The sequence below is a fragment of the Alkaliphilus sp. B6464 genome (assembly GCF_018141165.1).
Classification (GTDB): Bacteria; Bacillota; Clostridia; order Peptostreptococcales; family Natronincolaceae; genus Alkaliphilus_B.
The window spans coordinates 1,820,705-1,840,214 of sequence record NZ_CP058557.1 but is presented as its reverse complement, the minus strand read 5'-3'; the positions used below and the strand labels follow the sequence as shown (position 1 = coordinate 1,840,214).

The 19,510-nt window shown below is 32.8% G+C and carries 13 protein-coding genes and 1 other annotated feature; of the genes, 5 read left to right on the top strand and 8 right to left on the bottom strand.

Annotated elements, in window-relative coordinates; genetic code table 11:
* Positions 1-15: 15 nt before the first annotated feature.
* The 4 genes from HYG84_RS08925 to HYG84_RS08910 form a co-directional block, all read right to left on the bottom strand.
* Entirely contained in the window at positions 16-1,596 is a 1,581-nt protein-coding gene (locus HYG84_RS08925) for a spore germination protein (RefSeq protein WP_212375964.1), read from the bottom strand.
* Between the two features lie 53 nt (positions 1,597-1,649).
* Entirely contained in the window at positions 1,650-2,348 is a 699-nt protein-coding gene (locus HYG84_RS08920; RefSeq protein WP_212375961.1) for a DUF421 domain-containing protein, read from the bottom strand.
* 312 nt (positions 2,349-2,660) lie between these two features.
* Positions 2,661-5,759 (bottom strand): isoleucine--tRNA ligase, encoded by a 3,099-nt coding sequence (gene ileS, locus HYG84_RS08915; protein ID WP_212375958.1) that lies wholly within the window; start codon positions 5,757-5,759, stop codon positions 2,661-2,663.
* Between the two features lie 339 nt (positions 5,760-6,098).
* Positions 6,099-6,349, bottom strand: a binding site (T-box leader).
* 73 nt (positions 6,350-6,422) lie between these two features.
* Positions 6,423-10,712: a 2-hydroxyacyl-CoA dehydratase gene (locus tag HYG84_RS08910; RefSeq protein ID WP_212375956.1), complete on the bottom strand. Its 4,290-nt coding sequence runs from the start codon at positions 10,710-10,712 to the stop codon at positions 6,423-6,425.
* Positions 10,713-11,271: 559 nt separating this feature from the next.
* On the opposite strand from HYG84_RS08910, the gene HYG84_RS08905 reads away from it, so the two are divergent.
* Positions 11,272-12,576: an APC family permease gene (locus HYG84_RS08905; protein WP_212375953.1), complete on the top strand. Its 1,305-nt coding sequence runs from the start codon at positions 11,272-11,274 to the stop codon at positions 12,574-12,576.
* A 246-nt stretch (positions 12,577-12,822) separates the two neighbouring features.
* Here HYG84_RS08905 and HYG84_RS08900 read toward each other — a convergent pair whose 3' ends face one another.
* The 3 genes from HYG84_RS08900 to HYG84_RS08890 all read right to left on the bottom strand — a co-directional run bounded on the left by HYG84_RS08900 (position 12,823) and on the right by HYG84_RS08890 (position 15,285).
* Positions 12,823-13,353, bottom strand: a complete 531-nt coding sequence (locus HYG84_RS08900) for a spore maturation protein (RefSeq protein ID WP_212375950.1) — start codon at positions 13,351-13,353, stop codon at positions 12,823-12,825.
* Between the two features lie 13 nt (positions 13,354-13,366).
* The gene (locus tag HYG84_RS08895) at positions 13,367-13,981 is read right to left on the bottom strand and encodes a nucleoside recognition domain-containing protein (RefSeq protein ID WP_212375947.1); all 615 of its coding nucleotides are present in this window, start codon (positions 13,979-13,981) and stop codon (positions 13,367-13,369) included.
* Positions 13,982-14,409: 428 nt separating this feature from the next.
* Positions 14,410-15,285, bottom strand: coding sequence for a CsxC family protein (locus tag HYG84_RS08890; RefSeq protein ID WP_249168569.1), 876 nt, complete (start codon positions 15,283-15,285; stop codon positions 14,410-14,412).
* A gap of 296 nt (positions 15,286-15,581) precedes the next feature.
* On the opposite strand from HYG84_RS08890, the gene HYG84_RS08885 reads away from it, so the two are divergent.
* From HYG84_RS08885 to HYG84_RS08870, 4 genes are all read left to right on the top strand, one after another.
* A complete protein-coding gene (locus HYG84_RS08885) occupies positions 15,582-15,776 on the top strand; it encodes a hypothetical protein (RefSeq protein ID WP_212375945.1) in 195 nt (64 codons plus the stop codon).
* 17 nt (positions 15,777-15,793) lie between these two features.
* Positions 15,794-16,267: a hypothetical protein gene (locus HYG84_RS08880; RefSeq protein ID WP_212375942.1), complete on the top strand. Its 474-nt coding sequence runs from the start codon at positions 15,794-15,796 to the stop codon at positions 16,265-16,267.
* Between the two features lie 288 nt (positions 16,268-16,555).
* Complete coding sequence (locus HYG84_RS08875) at positions 16,556-16,750, top strand: hypothetical protein (RefSeq protein ID WP_212375939.1); 195 nt, start codon at positions 16,556-16,558, stop codon at positions 16,748-16,750.
* A 56-nt stretch (positions 16,751-16,806) separates the two neighbouring features.
* The gene (locus tag HYG84_RS08870) at positions 16,807-17,118 is read left to right on the top strand and encodes a hypothetical protein (protein ID WP_212375936.1); all 312 of its coding nucleotides are present in this window, start codon (positions 16,807-16,809) and stop codon (positions 17,116-17,118) included.
* A gap of 259 nt (positions 17,119-17,377) precedes the next feature.
* Here the strand turns inward: HYG84_RS08870 and HYG84_RS08865 are convergent, their stop codons facing one another.
* A complete protein-coding gene (locus HYG84_RS08865; protein ID WP_212375933.1) occupies positions 17,378-19,369 on the bottom strand; it encodes a methyl-accepting chemotaxis protein in 1,992 nt (663 codons plus the stop codon).
* Positions 19,370-19,510: the final 141 nt, after the last annotated feature.

Below are 19,510 nucleotides of genomic sequence, written 5' to 3'. Positions count from 1 at the left end.
ATATGACCTCAATTACTACTCCTCCTCAGTTACATGGTTATCGCCACTTACTCTATACTTATTTCTATCCCAATTTTGCAATGTAAAAGCTTTAGGCCTTGTCCTCATCATCCACAATGGAAACCGTATAAAACTGTCTTTCAAGCCATCTTTATCTACTGGAGATAAAGGATACATATAAGGTACCCCAAAGGATTCTAGGGAACATAGGTGAATTAAAATTATAATATATCCAACAAGTATTCCTAAGAATCCGAATATTTGAGCAGCAAGCAGCAATATAAATCGAATGATTGGCAAAGTATCAGATAAGGAAGGAATGATAAAATTTGTAATTCCTGTCAAAGCAATAATAATGACCATAATAGGACTCACAATTTTTGCAGATGACGCTGCCTGACCTATTACTAAGCCCCCCACAATACTAATAGTTTGTCCAATAGCACCTGGCATTCTAACTCCTGCCTCACGTAAAAGTTCAAAAACTATCATCATAAATAAAGCTTCCACAAAGGGTGAAAAAGGCAATCCTTCTCTAGTAGCAGAAATCGCTAATAATAGTTGCATAGGTATAACGTCAAAATGAAAAACAATTACTGCCACATAAAATGCAGGCAATACAGTAGCAATAAATAGAGCTATTAATCTTAAAATTCGATTAAATGATGCAAAATATAATCTTGAATAGTAGTCATCTGAAGTTTGAAAGTTTTCTATAAACAGATTTGGTACTGTAAGCACTGTAGGGGTTCCATCAACAATAATAGCGATTCTTCCTTCTAATATTTTAGCCGCTACCTTATCAGGTTTTTCGCTATTACCTATAGTAGGAAAAATTGAAAATGGCTTTCCTTCTATATATTGTTCTATATATCCTGACGCTAAAATTGAATCTACATTAATTTTTTTCAATCTACTTTTTACTATATTCAAAATATTTTCATTAACAATTCCCTTAATATAGCAAATACCTACTGTCGTATTTGTCTGTTTCCCCAACTGCATAGTCTCAAATTTAAACTTTGGATTTTTAATCTTATGTCTTAGTAGTGCTATATTGGTAGATAAAGATTCAATAAATCCTTCCCGTGGTCCCTTCAAAGTCATTTCAGTTTCTGGTTCGGTAACACTTCTTTTTTCAATTCCCTGAGCAGGCACTTTAATTGCTTTATCCTGCCCATCGATAAAAACAATTGCCATACCCGATAGAATGCCCATAATAGTATCCTTAAAATCATTAGTAATATTCAAGCTGGATGCAATTATTAGCTTCTTGGTAAAAATATCAATAACATTTTTACTCATTATCTCTTCATCACTTAAGTTATTTTTAGTTTCAAATATTAAGGGATTTATTATACTTTCATCTAATGTTTTCTTAGTAATTAGTCCATCCATATAAGCAATAATAACCTTACGATAAACTCCTTTACCTACCTCTATCTCTCTTAAAACAAAATCTTCACTTTCTGCAAAGGTTGTTTCTAATTTTTTCTTAACATCCCTTATAGATTTAGGGATATTTTCTTGCTGATTTTCACTTTCTATATTACTATTTTTATTATTGATTTTGCTAAGGCCTATGCTTATAAACATTCTAAATAGTTTTCTAAACAAACATTCACCACCATCCTTTCGTAAATAATATGCTAATTCTCTTCCACATTGTCTTTATATTTATCTACATATAATTTATTATTTCCATCTAAATTAGCATAAAAAACCTCTCTAATATCCGATATGCCATACATTCTTAGCTGATCAATTAGCCACTGAGCTGTTAGGTTTCTATTTATTAAATTTTCATATATTATGTTTCCCGTTACTATCACTTCTGCTTTAATATCATCCTGCTGTCCTAACATGTTTAAATCTTCTAAAGTAACATTATTTTTATGAGAAACTTTAATCACGCTGATTTCTCCTGTAGTTTCTAATATTCCGTACTTTACATCTTTAATATTAAATATATCTTTTTTTCTTAACAAATGATGCAATTCATCAATAGTATAATGAAATTTATTAAGATTTTTTTCTAAAATATGTCCATCTTTAATAACTAGTTCTGACTCTCCCTGTATAATTCTTGCAATATTTATATTTTTACTTGATATGTAAGATACTAAGAAAGTTAAAATCCCAAATAAAAATAATCCTATCATATGCTGCCAGGTTCTTTGACTAACATCAGTAGCTAAGGTTGCAGCAATAGAGCCAAATGTTATTCCATTTATGTACTCCTGCATGGTTAACTGGGCTAATTGTTGTCTTCCCAGTATTCGTGTAATAAATAGTATTGCAAAAAAAGATAGAAAGGTTTGTAATACTACTTCAATAGCCAACTTCATAAATAGCCCTCCAATGTATAGATATTTATTTTAGATTTATACTAATGACGAAATATATATTGCCATATTGCCCTTTTATATATTATGTCTATAACTTTGTAATTAAATAAGCAGTAATGTGTATTATATTAAAAATTGGAGGAATATATATGAAACTTTGGCAACAAGCATTATTTACATTTGCTTTTATTGTTGTAGGAGGCATAATTATTTACATTCTTGACAAGAAGAAATTAATTTAACTTCTTACTATAAAAATAAAACCACACTCCTGAAATATATATTCTAGGAGTGTGGTTTTATTTTTATTAATTAAATTTTTTCTACTTTAATACCGGTATCATGATCATTAAGATTTTGCTTTTCTAAGCTATCATCCTTAACTCTTTCAACAGTTATAGCTAAGGTTTCTTGCATAATATAGTCTTTATGAATTTCTACTGCTTTAGCAACTTCATCATTACCATCAAAGTAAATATTAATATTGTCTGCAACTTCAAAACCGCTACTTTTTCTCATCTGCTGTACTTTAGAAATAAACTCTCTTGCTAAACCTTCATTAATTAATTCTTCCGTTAATGTAGTATCTAAAATAACAAATAAATTATTTGCCATTTCTACAGTAAAGCCTTCTTTAGCCGCAATTGTAATCATTACATAGTCCTTAGTAATTGTAGTAATATCACCATCTAAGTCAAGTTCTATATTTCCCCCAGCCTCTAACTTTGGTACAACTTCAGATGCTTCTAACTGTGCTAAAGCTTTACCTAATGATTTGATTTTACTTCCAAGTACAGGTCCAGCTGTTTTAAAATCTGGTTTTAAACTAAAGTTCATAAAATCTCTTAAATTTTTCTCAAATATAACTTCTTTTATATTTAGCTCCTCTTCTATTAATGGAACTAAATCTGAAATAAGATCTTCATATTTACCATCTACAAGTATCTTTTGTAGCGGTTGACGAACCTTAATTTTAGCTTGAGCTCTTGCAGCTCTACCAAGTCCTACTAAGTCTCTAACCAAGTCCATTCTTTCTTCTACATCTTTACTTATTAATTCATAGTTTACTACTGGGTAGTCCGCTAGATGTACTGATGCTTCACCTGTTAGATTTTGGTATATCTCATCAGATATAAATGGTGCAAATGGTGCTACCATCTTTGCTATACCTACTAAAACTTCATAGGTTGTATTATATACTGCTTTCTTATCCTCTGTTAACTCTGTTGCCCAGAAACGACGTCTTGCCCTTCTAATATACCAGTTAGATAAATCTTCATTTAAGAAGTCTTGGATCTTTCTAACTGCTTTTGTTAAGTCATAGATTTCTAGTTCTTTTGTTACTTCTGCAATTAGGCTGTTATATTTAGATAAAATCCATCTGTCTAACTCTGGACGATCTTTATATTCAATGAAGAAGTCCTTTGGATTAATTTCATCTGTATTTGCGTATAAAGTAAAGAATGCATATACGTTTTGGATTGTTGTAAAGAACTTGCTCTGTACTTCTTTTAGTCCTTCAATATCAAATTTTGTTGGTGTCCAAGCTGGAGACACAAACAGTAAATACCATCTTAGAGCATCTGCTCCGTACTTGTCGAATAGTTCGAATGGATCTACTGTGTTTCCTCTAGACTTAGACATCTTTCTACCTTCTTTGTCTAGTATAAGGTCGTTTACAAGTACATTTTTGTATGGAGAAACTCCCTTTACAAATGTAGAAATAGCTAATAGTGAGTAGAACCAACCACGTGTTTGGTCGATACCTTCACAAATAAAGTCTGCTGGGAATAATTCGTCAAAGTTATCTTTGTTTTCAAACGGATAATGATGTTGTGCAAAAGGCATAGCCCCACTATCAAACCAGCAGTCAATTACTTCTGTTACTCTAGTCATCCTACCTTCACATTTGTCACATTTTAAATGTATATCATCAACATAAGGTCTGTGTAGTTCTACAGATTCATCTACATTTTCAATAGCTCTTTCTGCAAGCTCGGCTCTAGAACCTACTGATGTTGTATGACCACATTCACATCTCCAAATGTTTAGTGGTGTTCCCCAATAACGGTTTCTTGATATCGCCCAATCATTTAAATTATCTAGCCAGTTTCCAAAACGCTTTTCTCCTACATAATCTGGGTACCAGTTAACTGAATTGTTATTAGTAATCAGTTGATCTTTTAGCTTAGTCATTTCAATATACCAGCTTGGTTTTCCGTAATATAAAAGTGGTGTTGTACATCTCCAGCAGTGTGGATAGTTGTGAGCAAACTTTTCCTTATGGAATAGCTTTTCTTCAGCATGTAGCCATTTAATAATATCTACATCACAGTCTATAACAAATCTGCCTTCCCATGGAGTTGTTGTATATTTTCCTTCCTCATCAACTGGTTGAAGAACAGGTAAATCGTATCTTCTTCCTGTCTGGTAGTCATCTTCTCCAAAGGCTGGAGCAGAGTGAACAATTCCTGTACCGTCTTCTGTTGTAACATAATCTGCCAATGTAACAAAGAATGCCTTTTTATCTGGCTTTACAAATGGCATTAATTGTTCGTATTCAATATACTCTAAATCCTTACCTTTATATTCTGCAATGACTTCAAACTCTTCCCCAAGTAATTTTTTAGCTAATTTTTCTGCCACATAATAAACCTTGTCTTGAGCCTTTACTTTTACATATGTTACTTCTGGATGGACTGTTAGTGCAACATTTGCAGCTAATGTCCACGGAGTCGTTGTCCACACTAGGAAATATTCATCCTTATCCTTTACTTTGAAAGGAACGATAACTGTATTAGACTTTATTTCCTTATATCCTTGTGAAACTTCGTGGGAAGCTAAACCTGTTCCACAACGTGGGCAATAAGGTAGTATCTTATGTCCTTCATAGATATAACCTTCTTTAAAGAACTTATCTAAAATCCACCATACAGATTCTATATAATCGTTATCTAATGTAATGTATGGATTATCTAAATCGATGGAGTAACCCATTCTTCTAGTCATTTCTCTCCATTGCTTTTCATAGGTAAATACAGACTCTCTACATTTAGTGTTAAATTTATCTATACCATAGCTTTCAATTTCATGCTTGCTTGTAAGCTTTAATTGCTTTTCTACTTCAATTTCTACTGGAAGGCCATGGGTATCCCATCCTGCCTTTCTCTTTACTTGGTGACCTGTCATAGTTTTATATCTACATACAGAGTCCTTTAGTGTTCTAGCAATAACGTGGTGAATTCCTGGTTTGCCGTTAGCTGTTGGAGGTCCTTCGTAAAATACAAATGATTTTTTGCCTTCACGGTTTTCAATACTTTTGTCGAGTATCTTATTATCTTCCCAATATTGAGATGTCTTATTTTCTCTTTGAGCAATAGGGTCATTTGATAGTGATTTAAATCCCTTCATTTATCTCATCCTTTCTGTGGTTATATTATTTAGGTGTAGCAAAGAATTTTATAATTTACGCAGTTTCGCAACTCAAATTTATTTACTTCCTTTGGTCGTATAAATTTGGTGCTCATTGCGTTTGACCTACCATCGATTTGCCTTTAAGCACTTGAAATTTTTAATTACCATTAAAAATTGAGTGCGCCATGGAGCAACTTTAGTTGCGTAATTTTGCAAATCGGGTTAGGTCATAAAATAAAATTTGCTCGTTCACACTCACAAACTTTATGTCGCACTCAATTCTAAGCTTTGCTTAGAATTTCAAGTGCTCAAATAAAAAATCCCTAAGTCTAAAGACTTAGGGACGAATTTATCGCGGTACCACCCTGATTATAGAATAATGCTTAAACCATAGCCTATTAAAAGTACTATAATTTACTATTCTACCACTCAATGCATGTAACGTATGCTTACGAAAGATCTTACTATTATTTCAGACCTTTAGCTCCGAGGTGATATTCATAAAAAGTACTGTCATAATCTTTCACCAACCGATTATGTCTCTGAAAGCAGATCCCTTTTACTACTGTCCTCTTCTATGCCTATAATATATTGACCTATTTTTATGCTCTATTATACACTTGAAGTATTACAAAAGTCAAGCAAAATTATACATGAATTTTAAGAACCTTGTACAATATTCTCAATATTCTTGCCTTGTACAGAAACATTCTCATGGTCTTCTTCATGACTTAGGTTTTTAAAAGCAACAGCTAACATTAGTTTTATCCTATTTAGCTGATTAACCTCACTGGCACCAGGATCATAGTCTACAGCAACAATATTAGATTTAGGATATCTATTTTTTAACTCCTTAATCATCCCTTTACCCGTTACATGGTTTGGTAAACATGCAAATGGCTGCATGCATAGTATATTAGGAGCTCCACCTTCTATTAATTCTATCATTTCAGCCGTTAAAAACCATCCTTCTCCTGTTTGGTTTCCTAATGAAAGAACCTTAGATACACTATTGGCCAACTCTTTAATTGACTTTGGAGCTTCAAATCTATTACTTTCATCTAGGACTATTTTCATTTCCCTACGATAATATTCTATAATCTTTACAACTGTAAGTCCCATGATTCTAGCTTTTTTACTTCCAGAAAGATGACTATACTTAAAATCATGATCATATGCAGAATATAATAAAAAGTCAGTTAGGTCTGGCATTACAGCCTCTGCGCCCTCAGCTTCTAAAATATCCACAATATTATTATTAGCTGTCGGATGGAACTTTACTAAAATTTCCCCTACTAGGCCAACACGTGGTTTTTGTATATCCTTAATTTCTAAATTATCAAAGTCCTTCACAATATTCCTTACATTACGCTTAAATTCCTTAAAACTACCCTTAGTTACTGCATCTTTACATACTGCTACCCAACTTTCATATAAGATATTAGTAGAGCCTGGTATTTTTTCATAGGGCCTAATTTTATAAACCAGTCTCATAAATAAGTCTCCATACAATAATGCCATCATACTTCTATGCAGTAGAGATGGTGTTAATTTAAAACCAGGATTTTTTTCTAATCCTACAGCATTTATAGAAATTACAGGTATGTTCTCTAGACCTGCATCTTTTAGTGCTTTTCTTAAAAACCCAACATAATTCGTAGCACGACAGCCACCGCCTGTTTGAGATATCATTACAGAAACATTATTTGTATCGTATTTTCCAGACTTTAAAGCTTCTATTATTTGACCAACCACTATAATAGATGGATAGCAAGCATCGTTATTTACATATTTTAGTCCTTCTTCTACCGCTGCTTTATCTACAGAAGGTAGTACTTCCAAATTATATCCTGAAGCCTTAAAAGCATACTCTAAAAACTGAAAATGCATAGGTGACATCTGGGGTACTAAAATTGTATGATTCTTCTTCATTTCTTTTGTAAATATAACCCTTTCTGATGCCACATCTAACTCTTTAGGAACAAATCCATTTCTTTCTCTTTCATCAAGAGCCGCCTTTAATGACCTTATTCTAATTCTAGCTGCACCTAGGTTATTTCCTTCATCAATCTTTAATGCAGTATATATTTTACCCCATCTAGCTAAAATTGCTTTTACTTCATCTGTGGTAACAGCATCTAATCCACAACCGAAGGAGTTAAGCTGAATAAGTTCTAGATTAGGCTCTTTTGCTACAAAACTGGCAGCAGCATATAGTCTTGAATGGTATACCCATTGATCTACTACGCCCAAAGGTCTTTTTACATTCCCTAAATGTGCAATAGAATCCTCTGTTAAAACAGCCATGTCGAAGGAGGTAATTAACTCTGAAATACCATGATGAATTTCAGGATCTGTTTGATAAGGCCTTCCTGCCAGCACTATTGCCTTTTTGCCCGTATCTTCAATATATTTCAGTACTTCCTCTCCCTTGTTTCGAATATCTAACTTAAATCTCTCGTCTTCTTCATAAGCCTTATCTACAGCTTTATTTATTTCTTCTTTAGAAATATTCATAAATGCAAATTCTTCTAAAAGCCGTTGCTTAAGCCTTATGCTATCATCTATAGGAAGGAAAGGATTCATAAATAAAATATCTCTTTCCCTTAATATTTCCATATTATTTTTAATAACCTCTGGATATGATGTTACAATTGGACAATTATAGTGATTGTCTGCTCCTGGTTGCTCTTTCTTCTCGTAGGGAATACATGGATAAAAAATAAAGTTTAGTCCTTTTTCTACAAGTCCCATAATATGCCCATGTACCAGCTTCGCAGGGTAGCATACAGATTCAGATGGGATTGTTTCTATTCCCTTTTCAAATACATCCTTAGATGACCTAGAAGATAATTCTACTCTAAAGCCTAACTCTGTAAAGAATGTAAACCAAAATGGATAGTTTTCAAATAAGTTTAATGCTCTTGGAATACCTACCGAGCCTCTCTTAGCCTCATCTATCTTTAGTGGTTTATATGCAAATACCCTTTTATATTTATAGTCATATATATCTGGTATAGCTTCTTTTTTCTTTTCAATACCAGCTCCACGCTCACAACGATTTCCAGTAATAAATTTGGTGCCATCGGAGAAATTATTAATGGTTAAAAGGCAGTTATTACCACACAACCCGCATCTACTAGTACTGGTTTCCATATTAAAAACTCTCAGGTCTTCTTCATTAAGAAGGCTGGTTTTAACTCCCTCAACATACCTCTCCCTAGCGATTAAAGCCGCTCCAAAGGCTCCCATAATTCCTGCAATATCAGGTCTTACAACCTCTCTACCAGATACTAACTCAAAAGCTCTTAGGACCCCATCATTATGGAAGGTTCCTCCTTGTACAATAATCTTTTTCCCAAGCTCTTTAGGATCTCTAATCTTAATTACTTTAAATAGGGCATTTTTTATTACAGAATAGGAAAGTCCTGCTGCAATATCTGATATGGTAGCCCCTTCCTTTTGAGCCTGCTTAACACTTGAGTTCATAAATACGGTACACCTTGTGCCTAAGTCAACTGGCGCCTTTGATTTTAATGAAATCTCCGCAAACTCACTAATTTTTAAATTCATTGAATGAGCAAAGGTTTCTAAAAATGATCCACATCCAGATGAACATGCTTCATTTAGCATTATATTATCTATAATCCCATCCTTGACCCTCATAGACTTCATATCTTGGCCACCGATATCTAAAATAAACTCTACCCCAGGCAAGAAAAACTCCGATGCCTTGTAGTGGGCCACCGTTTCAATCTCTCCAATATCGATTGATAAAGCCGCCTTTAACAAAGCTTCTCCATACCCTGTTACTGCAGAGTAAACTATTTGAGCTTGCTCAGGTAATCTATTATAAAGATGTTTTAGTACATCTACAGTAGATCTAAATGGACTTCCTCCATTACTCCCATAGTGAGAATATAATAAAGATCCGTCCTCACCAATTAATGCTAGTTTTGTAGTAGTTGAGCCTGCATCTATTCCTAAATAACACTTTCCTTTGTACTCTTCTAAATTATTTCTTTTTACCACATTATTACTATGTCTATTTTTGAACTCTATAAGCTCATCTTCATTCTGAAATAGTGGTCTTAATGTACCAACTTCATTACTTATTTCATGTTCTAATAAGCTGACTCTTTCAATTAAATTATGAAATGAAATTCTCTTTTCTTCCTTTGAAGCTAGTGCTGCACCTATGGCTACAAAAAGCTGAGAATCCTTCGGAAATACTATTTCCTTTTCATTTAACTGTAAGGTCTCTATAAATCGCTTCCTAAGTTCTGATAAAAAGTATAAAGGTCCCCCTAAAAAGGCTACATTTCCTTTAATAGGCTTTCCACATGCAAGCCCCCCTATAGTCTGATTTACAACTGCTTGAAGAACTGATGCTGCAATATCTTCCTTTGCCGCACCCTCATTCAATAGAGGTTGTACATCAGTTTTAGCAAAAACCCCACATCTAGAAGCAATAGGATATATCGTATTGTGTTTTTTTGCTAATTCATTTAGACCCATAGCATCGGTATGAAGCAGGGCCGCCATCTGATCTATAAAGGCTCCAGTTCCACCTGCACATGTTCCATTCATTCTTTGTTCAATTTGCCCTGCTAAATAGGTGATCTTTGCATCTTCTCCACCTAGTTCTATTACAATATCTGTCTGTGGACAAAACCGCTCTATTGCTTTTGTGCTGGAAATTACCTCTTGAATAAAGGAAATATCAAGCCATTTAGAAACAGCCAATCCACCAGATCCAGTTGTCATTATAACTACATCTCGGTCTTTTAAATTAATGTAGGCATCATTTATAAGTTGCTGTATTGTCTTTTTAATGTCAGCAAAGTGTCTTTCATACCGGCTATATATAATTTTATAGTTCTTATCTAAAATAACTAATTTAACAGTCGTTGATCCCACATCTAAGCCCATATACACTAGACTTTTCATTTAATTCATCCTACCTCTCAAAGGACATTTACTATTTCAAGCTTTGTTAATTGTTAACTAGCATAGTTCATCTTAATTATATATATTATATTCTTCACCAATATAGTTGTAAATCTTCTAGTTTTTAATAATAAGCTGTAATCTTGACCATAATCCCATTTTACTGATGTAGTCTATCTTTTTCTCTATTAGCTTCACTAAAGCTACAATTATTGCATACTTTCAAATAAAACTTGCAAAATAATACTATTATTAATAATTTCTGTTGATATTTTCTAAATTCTATATAACTCATCTACAAAAATGGTCCTTATTATATATTGCTTAATAAATTAGCAAATGTTATAATTTTAACTTGTATTACAGATAATAATAGTAATATTCTTACTTATTTGCCCATTGACCTGTAATTCTAAACCTTCACCTATTATAAGTAAACATTTAGAATTACATAGTACCTGGATAACACGACTTGCGTTCAGTATTAATTTTAACTCCCTCTAAACTGAGCCTTAGTTTATCACTAAATGAAGAATTTCCAAACAAGGAGGAGAAGTATTTGTCTCAGCAAAACTTGAAAAAATCAATCACATTTTCACAAGCTATCTCTATTGTTGTAGGAGTCATAATAGGTTCTGGTATTTTCCTAAAAACAGGGTCTGTATTTCAGAATGCAGGATCACCTTATCTTGGCGTTATCGCTTGGTTTGTAGGAGGTATTATTACACTAACATCAGCTTTAACAATAGCTGAAATTTCTTCCGCCATTCCTGAAACCGGAGGAATATATACTTATTTAAAAGTATTATATGGGGATGTTTGGGCATTTCTCTTAGGCTGGGTACAAACTATAATAGCCTACCCAGCCTCAGCCGCAGCACTCGCCATAGCCTTCTCAACATTTACAACGTTTTTTGTTCCTTTAACTGATATACAGCAAAAACTACTAGCAATATTTATTTTAATATTCGTTGTAATTATGAATGTTATTGCCACTAAATTTGGTGGGATGATACAGCTTATTTCAACTATAGGCAAACTTATTCCTCTTGTTGTTATTATTGTATTTGGACTAATAAAAGGAACAGCCAATGACTTTAGCTTTATAGGTACTACTACAGCTCCTAGTCTAGGTTTTGGTGCAGCTTTACTTGGTACATTATGGGCATACGACGGATGGGCTGGTGTAACAACTATAGCTGGTGAGCTGAAAAATCCAAGCAAGGAACTTCCTAGAGCAATTATTTTAGGAGTATCTTCCGTAATAGGAATTTATGTAATATTTAATTTAGCCCTTTTGAAAGTTTTGCCTATGGATGAAATTATCCAATCTTCAAAACCAGCCTCCGATGCCGCTACTATACTTTTTGGACAAGGTGGTGCTACATTCGTAACTATAGGAATATTAGTTTCTGTATTTGGAGCATTAAATGGATATATATTAACCGGTGCAAGGGTTCCTTTGGCTATGGGAGAAAGAGGACAATTACCTTTTTCTAATTTTTTAAAACAAATCCATCCTAAATTAAATACACCAGCTAATTCATTAATTACTATATCATTTTTAGCTGTATTATATATATTATCTGGTTCATTTAACACACTAACGGATTTAACTATTTTTATATTATGGATATTCTTTGTAATGACTGTATGCGGTATATTTATATTAAGAAGAAGAAAAAATATTCCAAATGCAGGCTATAAGGTTCCTCTTTTTCCTATAGTTCCTTTAATAGGTATTTTGGGAGGATCTTATATATTATATAGCACATTAATAAGTTCACCAGTAAATTCTCTTATAGGAATTGGTATTGCGCTATTAGGCTTACCTTTCTATTTCTATTTAAAGACCAAAAAATAAAAATTAAGGGCTTGCAGTTAAATTGCAAGTCCTTTTTTCTATTCTATATCTGAAAGCAATCTCTTCTCTCCAGTAATACCCTGTATAGGCTTAATGTTTTGTGTAACTTCCACAGTTCCCATATATTTGCTATTTTCATCTATAAAAGTAATATCTATAGGTAAATAAGCATTATTATCAATATTAAGGCTAATTTTCTTTTAATATATTAAAAAAGGGATTCAAAACCCCTTTTTCCTAATAATTTCAAAATATTAATGTAGTTATAATTACCGCTGTCAATAATCCTACAACGTCCGCTATTAACCCTGCTGGTAATGCATGTCTTGTTTTTTTAATAGATACAGCTCCGAAATAAACTGCTATTACATAAAATGTTGTTTCTGTAGATCCCATCATAACAGAAGCTATGCGACCTATTAAAGAATCTGGTCCATGTGTTGTAATTAAATCAGTCATTATACCAGTAGCCCCACCTCCTGACAGTGGTCTCATGAATGCCATAGGTAGTGTTTCCGATGGCATACCAATTAATTCTGTAACTGGCTTTAATATTGATGTAAGTATATCCATAGCCCCTGATGCTCTAAAAACCCCAATAGCTACCAGCATTGCAACTAAATATGGAATTATTCTAACAGCAGTTTGAAAGCCTTCTTTAGCTCCATCGGTAAATACTTCATATACCTTTATCTTCTTAAAAAATCCATAGGCAGGTATAGCTAATAAAATAAATGGAATTGCAAAATCAGAAATTATTTGAATAAACTTTAGCATTTTTCTCCTCCTACTAATTATTTAGTTTTTGATTTTGAAGTTTCATTTGAAAAACTGGTAACTTTTGTAGTAGCTTTACTGCTATAAGTGCTACCACAGTAGAAGCAGTTGTGGCTACAATAGTAGGCCCAATAATTTCTGTTGCATTAGCAGATCCTGCTGCTGCACGAATAGCTATAACAGATGCAGGTATCAGTGTAACGGAGGAAGTATTAATAGCTAAAAAAGTAACCATTGCATCGGTAGCTGTATCATCGGTGGGATTAAGTTCTTGAAGCTCCTGCATCGCTTTTAATCCGAGTGGTGTAGCAGCATTTCCTAGCCCTAATATATTAGCGGCTATATTCATAATCATTGCTCCCATTGCAGGATGATCCTCTGGTACATCTGGGAAAAGCGGAACCATTATAAATCTTAATGCTTTAGCTAATGATTTAACCAGACCTGATTCCTCCGCAATTTTCATTATTCCAAGCCACAATGCCATTACACCTATTAGTCCAATAGAGATTTCTACTGCAGTTTTTGCACTATTAATGGCTGCATCTGTTACGGCAAGAATATTACCATTAACAGCGCCCACAATTACCCCTACAGCAATCATCAAGAACCAAATGACGTTGATCATATTCCCAACTCCTTCATTATTTAATATTAAAATATATTGATGTATGAATATCCACGGATGCAATTTCTGAGTGATACTTTCTTATTAATTTATTTATTAATTTTTATAAATATGCCTTTAATGTCCTAAAATCAGGTTTAAGTAAATTTATCCTTGAAAAGATATAGCATATAGATATGCATAACACAATTGAATACGCTCAATTCTGTAGCTCGTTTCAAATAAAAATATGCATAAAAAACAGGGTAAAGCCTAAGCTATATCCTGTTCTGTCTTTAATATATTTTCAACAAATCATTCACACATTTTTATATGCAACATAGTATGGAAGTACAATATATTTTTATCTAGTGTTCTTTTCTATATAAGAGTAAAATAGGGTATGCAGTTTTACACACCCTATTGATAAAATATTATTCTTGATATGTTTAGCAAGGTCTATGACATTCTTGCTCTGTTGGGCACTCTCTACGAGTTGGACCAATTGCAACCTGTCTATTTTGTAAAAGCTTAAGCGTAATAGCTATAACCATTTTTTCTTCAATTTTTGTGAATAGTTTTTCTCCTACAGGTAAATCTGCATGCTTTGGACGTTCACGATGTAAAAACTCATCGAATTCAACAACTTTAGCACTTATTAATTCACAAAATGTTAGTTCATTAAAGAATTCTGTGCTGATTTGATTAAATTCTGATAGATCTCCTGATAATAGTCTATCTTTTTCAGCAAAATCATTTGATAATTCTTTTGATGTAAAAAATTCAAACTCATCTGATGTATTAGTAACAAGAGGTGCTGGACGTGTACCATTAAATTTAACAACAGTTGTACATTCAAAAGGAACATCTACTGTGCAATGACGAATGTCTCCGCACATTCCGTGATGATGTGAGCATTCTTTTGTAGCAAATTCAATGTTTTTACGAACAAATCCTTTAATAAATAAAATATCAGTACCTTGTATAAGCATACATTGAACTACTTTTACCTTTTTCTTAATCCTTTTAATTTCAATAGCCGGCTCAGGTAGATCAATTTTTGCATTAACATTGAACCGAACTGTTAACTCAGCTAAAACTACTGGTATTTTTGCTACAACACCTGCTGTAATTGGGTTTAATCTTACTGGATTATTGTCACAATCTCCTAGAGTTTCAGCTTTAACTTCAACGCAAGATGTCTTACTTTCAGGTTTTTTATGTGCTATAGTATTTTCAAATTTACTATGGCAGTCTTCTGCATTTTTGCTCTTAATAATAATCTCAACATCTTTGTTATTTATGAAAACTTCTCTATTATCCAATTTTATTTCCTCCCATTAATTTTTATGATGATAAGCTTCTGTTGGCCTTTTGCCTAGTACATAATATTCTCTTATTCTATTTTTGTGAATAGTATTTTAATAAGAGGATTCTATGAGAAGAAATGTAAAAAATAATGGTAGCAACCTACCTTATTAAGAATTTTTATATAATTCTATTAAATTCTCCAAGACTTGTTTTAGGATATTTTTATATAAAAATTATTTTTTTATAATTGGCACACATATCAACAGCCTGCATATTTTATTACTGACCAAAGGGAGAGGGAGGTGAAAACATGGCAAGGATCAATGTTATAGGGGCTATTAATGAATCTGATTTTGGATTTCAAAATAAAAAATCATGTTGCAAGCATCATGAAGAGAAAGAATGCTGTTGCCCTGAGTTCTTAAAATTCGATTTCTTCTTTTGTGATGTTAAAATTATAAATAAGAATGCTAAATGTGAAGAAGATAAACACAAAAATTATTAATTGGAGGATGACTATTAATGTGCGAATTAGAAACTTCTAGAATGTTAACACCTGAGATGATCGAAACAGTAGCGGATAATTGGGATAAACTAAGAGGGTTATTTGATTTTGAAGAAGAAAGACGTCATCACAGATGCGAGCATCATAAAAAGCATAAGGAATGTGAAGAATGTTGTTGTCCTGAGTTTTTAAAATTTAATTTCTGGTTTTCTGATGTGAAAATTAAAAACGAAAATGCTGAGTGTGAAGATGAAAACAAAGATGATAGATGTAAAGATAAACACAGACGTCATAGATGTGAAGATGAACGCGAACATCATAGATGTGAAGAAGAACACAGACGTCATAGATGTGAAGACGAACACAGACATCATAGATGCGAAGATGAACACAGACATCATAGATGTGAAGATGAACACGAACACCATAGATGTGAACATGAACACAAACATCATAAATGTAAACACCATAGATGTCGAGTCGAATACTAATCTGTACTAACTATTATATTCCAACTATCTATGAAATGTGATTAACTCTATTATCCGAAAACTAATAAAAGGCAACTTGTTTTGTTCATATATTGTTTGTCACAACTCCTGCTTTAAATATAATATATGACTGAAATTGGCCAGATCTAGATCTGGTCAATTTCCATTTTTAAATTCTTCAAAACTTGTTTTAGGCCATTTTTATATTAAATTTATTTTTTATACTTGGCACACATATCGACAACCTGCATATTTTATTACTGACCAAAGGGAGAGGGAGATGAAAATATGGCAAGGATAAATGTTATAGGGGCTATTAATGAATCTGATTTTGGATTTAAAAATAAAAAATCATGTTGCAAACATCATAAAGAGAGAGAATGCTGTTGTCCTGAGTTCTTAAAATTCGATTTCTTCTTTTGTGATGTTAAAATTATAAACAAGAATGCTGAATGTGAAGATAAACACAAACATTATTATTAATTAAAGGAGGATTATTAATGCGTGAAGTAGAAACTTCTAAAATGTTAACACCTGAGATGATCGAAGCGGTAGCTGATAATTGGGATAAATTAAGACAATTATTTAATTTTCAAGAAGAAACAATACCATTAAAGCGTCGTTGCAGATGCGAACATCATAGAAAACATAAAGAATGTAAAGAATGTTGTTGTCCTGACTTTTTAAAATTTAATTTCTGGTTTTCTGATGTGAAAATTGAAAATGAAAATGCTGAGTGTAAAGATGAAGACAAACATCATAGATGTGAAGATGAACAAAAACATCATAGATGTAAACATAAGAATAAACGTCATAAATGTAAGCATCATAGATATAGAGACGAATACTAATCTTTACTAACCATTATATTCCAGCTATCTATAAAATGTGATTAACTCTATTATACAAAAACTAATAAAAGACAACTTATTTTTTATTTTGTTTATATATTGTTTACCATAACTCCTACCTTAAATATAATATATAGCCACAAACATATGTTCTGAATGCTGTATTATTGGAGCATATGCTTGTGGCGAAGAGTAGAACAATAGGCTTTCTCTTGATTCTCTAAAAATACCTATACTTCAAAATATAGGCACTTTTTCCTTAAATATTAAATTTATTCACCAAATTTATCATTTCCTGAGCTAAATGACTTAACCCTTCACTAGAATTAGCTATTTCTTGAATAGAAGCACTTTGCTCCTCTGATGCGGCTGATACTTCCTCAGTACTAGCTGCATTTTCTTCAGCTATCTCAGATAAATGATATAATGCCGCAATAACATCATTTTGATTTTGATTTATTATCTCACTAGCATCATCTAACTGATTAATCATTTCTTTTATTCTATCTACAGCATGAGTAATGCCTATGAATTTACTCTCTGTTTCTTTAAGACTTTTCTGCTGAATATCTACCACTTTTATTACATCATTAATAGTAGCTTCAGAATCACTTGTGCTTTGTTGAAGTTGATCAACTATATTTTCTATAGCTATAGTAGATGTTTTAGATTCTTCAGCTAGCTTTCGAATCTCTTCAGCTACAACTGCAAATCCTCTTCCTGCCTCTCCTGCTCGAGCTGCCTCAATAGCTGCATTTAATGCTAGTAGGTTTGTCTGCTCTGCAATATTTTTGATTAGATTACTAGCATCATTAATTTTAGCAGAATTAAGTGTAGTATTCTTAATTTCTTCGTATACTTTTTTAATTCCTAAATCACTATCCTTAGTCCTTTCATTTAATTCATCCATCAAAATATTTCCCTCATTTTTCAACACCAGTACCTCATCTGCAAAGGTATTTAGCTTACGAACATGCTCTTGGTTCTCTTTCACCATTTTACCTAGAACCTTAGCATTATTGACCCCATTTTCAGTATCACTGGCCTGTTCCTCTGCCGCACTAGAAATTTGCTCTACAGTTCTAGCTATTTCTTCAGAAACCATAGCGGATTCTTGAGTTGTCGCCGTTAACTGCTCAGAAGAAGAAGCAACTTGATGGGAAGCTTCTGTAACTTGACCAACAATCTGTCTTAAGTTTTCGCTTGTGGACTGTATAGATCTTGCTAATATTCCTGTCTCATCTTTGTTCTTTAAATACTTTACTGGTACATCTCTGCGAATATCTAGATTTGCAATTTCTTCAGCATGTTTAGCTGCCAAAACTATAGGTTTAACAATTGTAGCACCTATTATAGATATTGCTATACCACCAAATACAGTAATTAAAAAAGATGTAATTAAAATTTTTATCCTCATTGGATTGATACCGCCTAATATTTCACTTTCATATCCTCCGACTGCGACCAACCAGTCAGTATTCTCTATTGGAGCCATTCCTATATAACGTCTATCTCCTAAAAATTCATATGTAACTATTTGTCGAGATGTCATATCCATGTCCTTCATAGCTAGACCAAGTTCTTTAAAGTCCCCGCCTGTTTCTATATCTTTAAATACATTTCGCTGTTCTAGTACCAATTGCTGATTTTCATGGGCATACATTGTACCATCTTTCCCTATAATATACGCATAACCTTTATTACCATATCCCATATCAGCAATATCATCCTTTAAAGCATTTGCAGGTTTTCTACCAATTAAAACTGCTACTATTTTGCCATCGTGCTCTATTGGAGTTGCAAACATTAAAACCATTTCATTGGTTACCCTGCTTAATATTGGATCTGAAACATTTGTTTCTCCTTGAAAAGCTTTTTTTACATAATCTCTATCACCTAACTGAGCTATTGAACCATCACTATATAAAGTAGTCCCATCAGGATAAACGACTCCCAATGCTAAAAAATCAAAATATTCCTTTTCATCCTCTAATGTTTCTTTCTGAATCTCCCACTGCATACCCTCTATTTCACTTTTTCTAGCAATTGACTTTAACTCTATTAACCGACTTTCAATTCTACTTTTCACTACTGCGGAAGCTGATGTCGCAAGGTCTATTACGGCATGGCTTGCTTCATTAACAATAGCTTTTGAAGCACTTCTATATGAAATACTCCCCAATATTGTAGATGTAGTTAGTAATATTAATACAAAATAAACTATTAACTTTAGCTTTATACTTTTCATCATATCCATCCCCCATGTCAAAATCGATTATGTATATATACAATCCAATATATATCCTAAATCCAATGTCTTAAACTAGTAAATAGAACTTTAGTTCTAATCTGCAATTTTAACTTGTTTTAAAATCTTATATATTTTAAGACT

What these genes read in the sequence shown, in the direction of transcription:
- HYG84_RS08925 (WP_212375964.1), bottom strand. Translation starts at nt 1,596, where the DNA reads ATGTTTATAAGCATAGGCCTTAGCAAAATCAATAATAAAAATAGTAAT.
- HYG84_RS08920 (WP_212375961.1), bottom strand. Translation starts at nt 2,348, where the DNA reads ATGAAGTTGGCTATTGAAGTAGTATTACAAACCTTTCTATCTTTTTTT.
- ileS (WP_212375958.1), bottom strand. Translation starts at nt 5,759, where the DNA reads ATGAAGGGATTTAAATCACTATCAAATGACCCTATTGCTCAAAGAGAA.
- HYG84_RS08910 (WP_212375956.1), bottom strand. Translation starts at nt 10,712, where the DNA reads ATGAAAAGTCTAGTGTATATGGGCTTAGATGTGGGATCAACGACTGTT.
- HYG84_RS08900 (WP_212375950.1), bottom strand. Translation starts at nt 13,353, where the DNA reads ATGCTAAAGTTTATTCAAATAATTTCTGATTTTGCAATTCCATTTATT.
- HYG84_RS08895 (WP_212375947.1), bottom strand. Translation starts at nt 13,981, where the DNA reads ATGATCAACGTCATTTGGTTCTTGATGATTGCTGTAGGGGTAATTGTG.
- HYG84_RS08885 (WP_212375945.1), top strand. Translation starts at nt 15,582, where the DNA reads ATGGCAAGGATCAATGTTATAGGGGCTATTAATGAATCTGATTTTGGA.
- HYG84_RS08880 (WP_212375942.1), top strand. Translation starts at nt 15,794, where the DNA reads ATGTGCGAATTAGAAACTTCTAGAATGTTAACACCTGAGATGATCGAA.
- HYG84_RS08875 (WP_212375939.1), top strand. Translation starts at nt 16,556, where the DNA reads ATGGCAAGGATAAATGTTATAGGGGCTATTAATGAATCTGATTTTGGA.
- HYG84_RS08870 (WP_212375936.1), top strand. Translation starts at nt 16,807, where the DNA reads ATGATCGAAGCGGTAGCTGATAATTGGGATAAATTAAGACAATTATTT.
- HYG84_RS08865 (WP_212375933.1), bottom strand. Translation starts at nt 19,369, where the DNA reads ATGATGAAAAGTATAAAGCTAAAGTTAATAGTTTATTTTGTATTAATA.